Annotated in this window: 6 protein-coding genes and 1 tRNA gene; 5 read left to right on the forward strand and 2 right to left on the reverse strand. The window is 64.0% G+C overall.

The genetic code is table 11. The annotated features are described in order from the left end of the window. Nucleotides 1–261: 261 nt before the first annotated feature. Genes NKI05_RS31630 through NKI05_RS31640 form a run of 3 tightly spaced genes read left to right on the forward strand, consistent with a single transcriptional unit; the run spans nt 262 to nt 3,989 of the window. Nucleotides 262–1,185: an ABC transporter permease subunit gene (locus tag NKI05_RS31630; protein ID WP_023684574.1), complete on the forward strand. Its 924-nt coding sequence runs from the start codon at nt 262–264 to the stop codon at nt 1,183–1,185. 9 nt (nt 1,186–1,194) lie between these two features. Further along, nucleotides 1,195–2,322 (forward strand): ABC transporter permease, encoded by a 1,128-nt coding sequence (locus NKI05_RS31635; RefSeq protein ID WP_023725230.1) that lies wholly within the window; start codon nt 1,195–1,197, stop codon nt 2,320–2,322. A gap of 47 nt (nt 2,323–2,369) precedes the next feature. Then, nucleotides 2,370–3,989, forward strand: a complete 1,620-nt coding sequence (locus NKI05_RS31640; protein WP_023816486.1) for an ABC transporter ATP-binding protein — start codon at nt 2,370–2,372, stop codon at nt 3,987–3,989. A gap of 41 nt (nt 3,990–4,030) precedes the next feature. Here the strand turns inward: NKI05_RS31640 and NKI05_RS31645 are convergent, their stop codons facing one another. Both NKI05_RS31645 and NKI05_RS31650 read right to left on the reverse strand, forming a co-directional pair. After that, nucleotides 4,031–4,369, reverse strand: coding sequence for a hypothetical protein (locus NKI05_RS31645; protein WP_023684572.1), 339 nt, complete (start codon nt 4,367–4,369; stop codon nt 4,031–4,033). 168 nt (nt 4,370–4,537) lie between these two features. Beyond that, nucleotides 4,538–4,614: transfer RNA gene (locus NKI05_RS31650), tRNA-Pro, on the reverse strand. Nucleotides 4,615–4,814: 200 nt separating this feature from the next. Here NKI05_RS31650 and NKI05_RS31655 point away from each other — a divergent pair. Both NKI05_RS31655 and NKI05_RS31660 read left to right on the forward strand, forming a co-directional pair. After that, entirely contained in the window at nt 4,815–6,335 is a 1,521-nt protein-coding gene (locus NKI05_RS31655; protein WP_023816485.1) for a phosphomannomutase/phosphoglucomutase, read from the forward strand. 11 nt (nt 6,336–6,346) lie between these two features. Beyond that, on the forward strand, nt 6,347–8,584 hold the full coding sequence (locus NKI05_RS31660; RefSeq protein WP_023816484.1) for a mannose-1-phosphate guanylyltransferase/mannose-6-phosphate isomerase: 2,238 nt from the start codon (nt 6,347–6,349) through the stop codon (nt 8,582–8,584). The last annotated feature ends 121 nt before the right edge of the window (nt 8,585–8,705 follow it).

Here is an 8,705-nt window from a genome sequence, read left to right on the forward strand (position 1 = left end):
ACCTACCCTTGCCTCCCCCCCGCGCCCTTGCCTTTCTACCCCCCCCCCCCCCCCCCCCCCCCCCCCCGCCACCCCACACCCAACCCCCCCCCCCCCCCCCCCCCCCCCCCCCCCCCCCCCCCCCCCCCCCGGACTGGTCGGTCATCGCACCGGTCCGAAAGTCGTGGTCGATTTTCGGCAAGCCCGGTGCGAAGATTTGGCGCCGGAGCGTGGCAATGCGTCTGCATGGACGTATGTCGCTCTGGCCGAAGCGGGGCGCCGATGCTGCGATACATCTTACGGCGGCTTTTGACCGCCATTCCGACGCTGTTCGTCATCGTGACAATGGCGTTCTTCCTGATACGCGTCGCACCGGGCGGCCCTTTCAATCAGGAGCGGGGCCTCAGTCCCGAGATCAGGGCCAATCTGGAAGCACAGTTCGGCCTCGACGATCCGCTCTGGCTGCAATATGCCCACTATCTCGGCAATCTCCTGCGCGGCAATTTCGGGCCGAGCTACAATTTGCCTGACTTCACCGTCACCGAACTGTTTGCCAAGGGGCTGCCGATATCGGTCCAGCTCGGCACCTCCGCGCTGATCCTGGCGCTGCTGCTTGGTTCGGTGCTCGGCACCATCGCCGCGCTAAACCAGAACAAGCTTGGCGACTATACGGTGATTGCGCTGGCGACCGCCGGCAGCACTATCCCCACCTTCGTCATCGCTCCTGTGATTCAGCTGGTGTTCGGATTGACCTGGAAGCTGTTGCCGATCGGCGGCTGGGGTGATGGCGCATTGATCAACAAGATCGGCCCGGTGCTGACGCTGGCCTTGCCGCAGATCGCCATCGTTGCCCGCCTGATGCGCGGGTCGATGATCGAGAGCTTGCGTTCGCATCATATCCGAACGGCGCGTGCGCTCGGCCTCTCCGACTGGTCGGTGGTGGTCAAGCACGCGCTGCGCGGCGCCATCCTGCCGATCGTTTCCTTCACCGGCCCGGCAGCCGCGGCGCTGCTCACCGGTTCGGTCATCGTCGAGACCATCTTCTCCATTCCCGGTGTCGGCCGCTATTTCGTCGATGCCGCGCTCAACCGCGACTACACGCTGGTGATGGGGACCGTGGTGGTGATCGCGCTCTTCACCATCGTCTTCAACCTGATCGTCGACGTCATGTACGCGGTCGTCGACCCGAGGGTACGCTATGACTGAGGGTGCGCTATGACTGACATCACAGCCGCCGCCGCTCCGCCGGCCGTCGTCGGCCGCTCGCTCTGGGGCGACGCATGGGCGCGCCTCAAAGCCAACCGCGCCGCCATGTTCAGCCTCTATTACCTGGCCTTCATTGGCGTCATCAGCATCTTCGGCCCCTGGTTCGTGCCGCATCAGTACACCACCATCTATGCCGACTATGTGCGCACGCCGCCAAGCTTTTCAGCCTATCCGGAGCCCGACATGATCGAGACGGCGCTCAAGGATGCCATCAAGCGCATGCGCGTCGACATCAAGGAGTGGAAACTGGACGGCAGTCGCGTCACCGTCACCGTCACCTCGACCAAACCGATCGACGACCGCAACATCCGCTATCTCGACCGCTCCGATGCCTTCGACGATACCAAGATAGTGAGCAAATCGGGCGACGGGCTCGAATTGACTATGACTGCGTCGGTCAAACAGCAGTACTTCCTGTTCGGCACCGACAACACCGGTCGCGATCTTCTCTCGCGAACGCTGATGGCAGGGCGCATCTCGCTGGCCATCGGCCTGCTTGCCGGCATTGTCGCTGTGGTCATCGGCGTCCTCTACGGGGCGGCGGCCGGCTTTTCCGGCGGCAAGATCGACGAGGTGATGATGCGCATCGTCGACGTGCTCTATTCCTTGCCCTTCATTTTCTTTGTCATCATGCTGGTGGTGTTCTTCGGCCGCAACTTCGTGCTGATGTTCCTGGCGGTGGGAGCGGTGCTGTGGCTCGACATGGCGCGCATCGTGCGCGGCCAGGCGCTGTCGATCCGGCGGCAGGAGTATGTCCAGGCGGCCGAAGCCATGGGCGTCGGCCAGCGCGGCATCCTGCTGCGCCATGTCATCCCCAATCTGCTCGGACCAGTGGTGATCTACATGACGCTGCTGGTGCCGCAGGTCATCATCCTGGAAAGCTTCCTGTCCTTCCTCGGCCTTGGCGTGCAGGAACCGATGACCAGCTGGGGCGTGCTCATCTCGGTCGGCGCCAAGAACATCGGCACCGCCAACTGGCTGCTTTTGTTCCCCGCCTTCTTCCTCGTGTCGACGCTGTTTGCGCTCAACTTCGTCGGCGACGGCCTGCGCGACGCGCTCGATCCAAGAGACCGATGAAGATTGGACCGATAAAGATGGGGACCGATAAGATGAGGACCGTTGCGATGGAAACGCCCGAAACGATCCTCAGCGTCAAGGACCTTCGCGTCCGCTTCCGCACGCTCGACGGCGCGGTCGAAGCGGTCAAGGGCATCAACATCCACGTCAAGGCAGGTGAAACCGTTGCCGTGGTCGGCGAATCCGGATCCGGCAAGAGCCAAACCATGATGGCGGCGATGAGCCTGCTGGCGTCCAATGGCGAGGCGACGGGTCACGTCGATTATCGCGGCCGCAACCTTTTGACCATGAGCAAGCCCGACCTCAACAAGGTGCGCGGCGCCAAGATCAGCATGATCTTCCAGGAGCCGATGACCTCGCTCGATCCACTCTATTCGATCGGCAACCAGCTTATCGAACCGATCCGCAAGCACCGCGGGCTGAACGCTGCCGAGGCGCGCGAGGAGGCGCTCAAGCTCTTGCGGCTGGTGCATATTCCTGATCCCGAGCGGCGGATGAAATCCTATCCGCACGAAATGTCGGGTGGCCAGCGCCAGCGCGTCATGATCGCCATGGCATTGGCCAACGACCCCGACATCCTGATCGCCGACGAGCCGACGACGGCGCTCGACGTCACCATCCAGGCGCAGATCCTGGTTCTCCTCGCCGAACTGCAGCGCAAGCTCGGCATGGCCATCGTCTTTATCACCCACGACCTCGGCATTGTCAGGCGCTTTGCCGACCGCGTCTATGTCATGCGCTATGGCGAAGTCGTCGAGGAAGGCGAGGCGGAAGCGCTGTTCGCCAATCCCCAGCATGCCTATACGAAAATGCTGCTGGCCGCCGAGCCGACCGGCACCAAGGCGGCGCCGCCGGCCAACGCACCGGTGCTGCTCGAGGGCAGGAATGTCGAGGTAACCTTCAAGATCGGCGGTGGCTTCCTTGCCGGCGAGCCGCTGCTTTTGCGCGCCGTCGATCACATTTCGATCCGGCTGAAGCGCAACCAGACCATCGGTATCGTCGGCGAATCCGGTTCGGGAAAATCGACGCTCGGCCGCGCACTTCTGCGCCTGTTGCCCAGCGACGGTGTCATCCGCTTCGGCGACCGCGACATCTCCACCGCCGACCGCCATGCGATGCGGCCGCTGCGACGTGAGATGCAACTCGTCTTCCAGGATCCGTTCGGCTCGCTGTCGCCGCGCATGACCGTCGGCCAGATCATCACCGAAGGGCTTCTGGTGCATGAGCCGAACCTGTCAGGCAAGCAACGCGATCAGCGCGCCGTCGAGGCCTTGCTCGAGGTCGGCCTCGACCCCAACGCACGCAACCGCTACCCGCACGAATTCTCCGGCGGCCAGCGCCAGCGCATCGCCATCGCGCGTGCCGTGATCCTGAAGCCCAACCTGGTGGTGCTGGACGAGCCGACTTCGGCGCTCGACCGCTCGGTGCAGAAGCAGATCGTCGAATTGCTGCGCAAGCTGCAGGCCGACCACGAACTGTCCTACCTCTTCATCAGCCACGATCTCTCCGTGGTGCGCGCCATGGCCGACTACATCATCGTCATGAGGCAGGGCAAGATCGTCGAGGAAGGCCCGACGGAAGAGATCTTCAGCAACCCGCAGGCCGCCTACACCCAGACGCTGATGGCTGCGGCGATCGATGTCACGCGCTTCAGGCTGAGTGCTTAAGGCGTGACGTTCAGCAGATAGTCAGGGTAGGGCCAGTTCGCTTAGCCCGCTGACCTGGGGCATCTGTTGGCCCTTGTCGCGACAATGGCCTCTTGCCGCTGCTTCAGCAGTTCGATTCTGGCCGTCTCACGCTTGGCCACTGCGCTCTTCACGCGCGTGCCGCCGAGCAGCCAGTTCGGCACGCTGGTGTTGGCGACCTTGCCGCGGGTGATGGCGGTTTGCGAGATGTCGCGCGCGGTATCGCCTACGGCGGTGTTGAGCTCGGCGCATGTCATGCTGTCGTATTTCGCCGGGTTCACCGCGCTGCCCAGCGATGAGCAGCCTGCCGCCAGGGACAAAGCGAGCAGCGCTGACAGCCGGCTTGAAATCAACAAATTCATCTTCCGCAAACCTCGTTCCGGCCGCTGTCTCGGCGGCATTCCTATTATCGAGGTAGCGCGGAAGGTTGTCGCGTCAAAACACCATGCTGACAGCGACGCCGACGCAGCCGGTTTGCATCAAGCTATCTTGTGGGTCGGGAGAACAAACACCTAAGTGTCTGTTTTTTCTGGTCGGAGTGGCAGGATTTGAACCTGCGACCCCCTCGTCCCGAACGAGGTGCGCTACCAGGCTGCGCTACACTCCGTGACCAGACCGCGGGCTTATAGCTGCCACATACCGTTCCTGCAAGCGGCAATGGCAGCGCTTCTGTCGCATTTCGTTGGCTTTCGTTGGGCATTGCCGCAAAGCTTGGCTTTCCCTCCCGGGATAAACCCGGCTTAAAGCCTTGTGTGCTAAGTCGCAGCCTCGATAAATCGCGTTTTCGCCATCTGGAGCTTTGCTGCCTTGCCCCTGAAAATCGTAGGCGACGCCCGGCCCAACAGCTTCGAATTCGAAACCGAAGCGCTGATCAAGGCGTCCGGCTTTCGCGAATACGACGCGCGCTGGTGGTTTGGCCATGCCGGTTCGACGCAACCGCCGGACCTGAACCTGATCGGCGTCCAGGCGCTGGGCATGGGCCTGGGCACTTTGATCCGCCGTCTTGGCGCCGGGCCCGACATCGTCACCGGGCATGATTTCCGTTCCTATTCGCTTGCCATCAAGCTGGCGCTGGTTTCCGGCCTGATGGCTGCGGGCGCAAAGGTGAAAGACATTGGCCTGGCGCTGTCGCCCATGGCCTATTTCGCCCAGTTCGCGCTCGACGCGCCTTCCGTCGCCATGGTCACGGCATCGCACAACGAGAATGGCTGGACCGGAGTCAAGATGGGTGCGGCGAGGCCGCTCACCTTCGGACCGGAGGAGATGAGCGCCCTGAAACAGATCGTGCTGTCGGGCGATTTCGATCTCGCCGGCGGCGGCTCTTACGAATTCGTCTCCGGTTTTCGCGAGACCTATCTCGACGACCTGACCCAGGACAAGCGCATCGCGCGCAAGATCAGGGTTGTGGCGGCTTGCGGCAACGGCACCGCCGGCGCCTTCGCGCCGCAGGCGCTGGAGCGCATCGGCTGCGAGGTGATCCCGCTCGATGTCGAGCTCGACCACAGTTTTCCGCGCTATAACCCGAACCCGGAAGACATGCAGATGCTGCATGCCATCCGCGACAAGGTTCTGGAGACCGGCGCCGATGTCGGGCTGGGCTTCGACGGCGACGGCGACCGTTGCGGCGTGGTCGACAATGAGGGCAACGAGATCTTCGCCGACAAGGTCGGCGTCATGCTCGCGCGCGATATCTCCAGCCAGCATCCCGGCTCGACCTTCGTCGTCGATGTCAAATCGACCGGCCTGTTCAACACCGACAGCGTTTTGCGTGGCAACGGCGCGAAGACAGATTACTGGAAGACCGGCCATTCCTACATCAAGCGCCGCGTCGCCGAGCTTGGCGCCGTCGCCGGCTTCGAGAAGTCGGGCCATTTCTTCTTCAATCCGCCGATCGGCCGCGGCTATGATGACGGTCTCATCACGGCAATAGCCATATGTGAGATGCTCGTCCGCAACCCCACAAGTTCGATGGCCGATCTCTATCGCGCGCTGCCGCTGACCTTCGGCACGCCGACCATGTCGCCGCATTGCGCCGACGATGTGAAATACGGCGTGGTCGATCGGGTGGTGGCGGACTTCCAGGCGATGCAGCGCGCCGGCAAGACTTTTGCCGGCCAGAAGATCGCCGAGCTGATCACCGTCAACGGCGTGCGCGTCGTGGCCGAGGATGGCACCTGGGGGCTGGTGCGGGCGTCGTCGAACAAGCCGGAGCTTGTCGTGGTTGTCGAAAGCCCGGTATCGTCCGACCGCCGCCGGCAGATGTTCGAGGCGGTCGACGCCGTGCTGCGCCGCAGCCCCGAAGTCGGCGCTTACAACCAGACGTTCTGATTGGACCTTTCATGAGCGAGCGCATCGTCAGTTTTGTCATGAGCGGCGGTGTCGGCTCGCGGCTGTGGCCGCTGTCACGCGAGGACAACCCGAAACAGTTCCACGATCTCTCCGGCGACGGCTCGATGCTGGCCAAGACCTTGCGCCGGCTGACGGCGCGGCCGGAAGGTGAGACGCCGATCTTCCTGATCGCCGCCGAGCGCCATGCCGAGCGCGTGCATGCCGACCTTGCCGGACTCGACCTCGCCGGCGGTGGCCCGCTGTTCGAGCCGACCGGGCGCAACACGGCTGCCGCCGTGGCGCTGGCCGCGCTGCGCACATTGTCGGAGTTCGGCGACAGCCTGGTGCTGGTGGTGCCGTCAGACCACGAAATCGCCACGCCCAAGCAGTTCTGGCAGAGCGTCGAGGCGGGCAGCCAGGCAGCGCTTGCCGGCCGTCTGGTGGTGTTCGGCATCAAGCCGGCGCAGCCCGAGACCGGCTATGGGTATATCGAAGTCGCAGCCGAAAGCGGCGGCGTCTTCGACGTGTCGCGCTTCGTCGAAAAGCCCGACCTCGCCACCGCGCAGAGCTATCTCAGTGCGGGCACCTTCTACTGGAACACCGGCATTTTCCTGTTTCGCGCCGGCGCCATGCGCGACGCCTTCGCCACCTTCCAACCCGACATCTGGCAGGCCACCGAAACCGCCTACAAGGCGGCAACGAGCGACCTGTCCGGCCTCTATATGCCGCTCGACCTCTACGCCGCCATCCCGTCGAACTCGATCGACTACGCCATCATGGAACGGGCCAAGGACATCGCGATGGTGCCGGCCGGCTTCCGCTGGAACGACCTCGGCTCCTGGCAGTCGCTGCTTGATGTCGGCCCTGCCGACGCCAAGGGCAATGTCGTCGTCGGCGATGTCGTCGCCATCGATTGCGAGAACTCCTACATCCGCAGCGACGGCCGGCTTTTGTCGGCGATCGGCATGAAGGATGTCGCCATCGTCTCGACCGCGGACGCCACCTTCGTTGCCCCGGTCAGTCACAGCCAGCACGTCAAGAAGATCGTCGAGCAGCTGGAAAAATCGGGCCGTCTGGAAACCAGGTTCACCCCGGCGCATGACCGCGTCATCGAAAGCGGTGCCTGGCGGCGGCGCGTGCATCACTGGCTGTTCGAGGAGACCTTGCCGCTGTGGTCGACTTCAGGCGTCGATGAGCGTCATGGCGGCTTCCACGAGGCGCTCGGCTTCGACGGCGAGGCGCTGTTTAAGCCCAAGCGCATGCGCACGACGGCGAGGCAAGTCTACGCCTTCGCCGTTGCCAAGGCCCGCGGCTGGGACGGTCCAGCCGATCGCCTGATCTCCCATGGCATCGCCTTCATGGCCGGCAAGGGCCGCACGGACCGGGGCGGCTGGGTGCGCACGCTCAATGTCGACGGCTCCGTCGCCGACCCAACCGAGGATGCCTACGACCATTCCTGCGTGCTGCTGGCGCTGGCGCATGCGCATATGTGCGGCGATCCGGATGCGCTGCGGCTGGGCCAGGAGACCTTCGTGTTCCTCGACGCGCATCTCGAGGACAGCCGCATGACCGGCTTTCTCGAGACATCCGATGGCGAGGGCGAGCGGCGCTCCAACCCGCATATGCATCTGCTCGAGGCCTTCCTCGCCTGGTATGAGGCGACCGGCGACCGCACCTATCTGCGCCGCGCCGCGCGCATCATCGACCTTTTCCGCAGTCATTTCTTCGATGCCGAGAGCTGGACGCTGGGCGAATATTTCGACGCCGGGTGGAAGCCGGCCGCCGGCGAGAAGGGCACATGGACCGAGCCCGGTCATCATTTCGAATGGGCCTCGCTGCTCACCGATTTCGTCGCCCGCAGCGGCCAGGGCGAGTTGAGCAATTTTGCCCGCAAGCTCTACGCCTCGGCCATCGCCAACGGTCTCAACCGCGCCACCGGCCTTGCCTACGGCGCGGTCTCCAGACAGGGCCTGCCGCTCGACCTCGTATCGCGCAGCTGGCCGCAGGCGGAAGCGATCAAGGCGGCGATTGCGCTGGATGGCTCGGGCGGTCCCGACCTCAAGCCCGAAATCGAGGCGCGCGTCGGCCGGCTATTCCGCTGGCACATCGACCCGGCGCCGCTCGGCCTGTGGATCGACCGCATCGACGAACGCGGCCGCTCCTTGGCATCGGACGTGCCGGCCAGCATCTTCTATCATCTGGTCTGCGCGCTGACGCAGTATCTTGATGGGACAGCGCAGAAGGGGTGAGGTTGTTGAGAGGCCGGTGCGAGGCACCCCCCTCTGCCGTGCAAGGCACAGGGGGGTGGCATAGCACAACCCCACAAAAAAGGCGCGCAAAAAGCCACGGGTGCCAAAACACCCCCAGCAG

It is taken from the genome of Mesorhizobium sp. M0771 (assembly GCF_040320155.1).
In the GTDB taxonomy this organism is placed as follows: domain Bacteria; phylum Pseudomonadota; class Alphaproteobacteria; order Rhizobiales; family Rhizobiaceae; genus Mesorhizobium.

Excerpts from the sequence above, each read along its gene's own strand:
- NKI05_RS31645 (WP_023684572.1), bottom strand. The coding sequence starts at position 4,369 with ATGAATTTGTTGATTTCAAGCCGGCTGTCAGCGCTGCTCGCTTTGTCC.
- NKI05_RS31660 (WP_023816484.1), top strand. The coding sequence starts at position 6,347 with ATGAGCGAGCGCATCGTCAGTTTTGTCATGAGCGGCGGTGTCGGCTCG.
- NKI05_RS31635 (WP_023725230.1), top strand. The coding sequence starts at position 1,195 with ATGACTGACATCACAGCCGCCGCCGCTCCGCCGGCCGTCGTCGGCCGC.
- NKI05_RS31630 (WP_023684574.1), top strand. The coding sequence starts at position 262 with ATGCTGCGATACATCTTACGGCGGCTTTTGACCGCCATTCCGACGCTG.
- NKI05_RS31640 (WP_023816486.1), top strand. The coding sequence starts at position 2,370 with ATGGAAACGCCCGAAACGATCCTCAGCGTCAAGGACCTTCGCGTCCGC.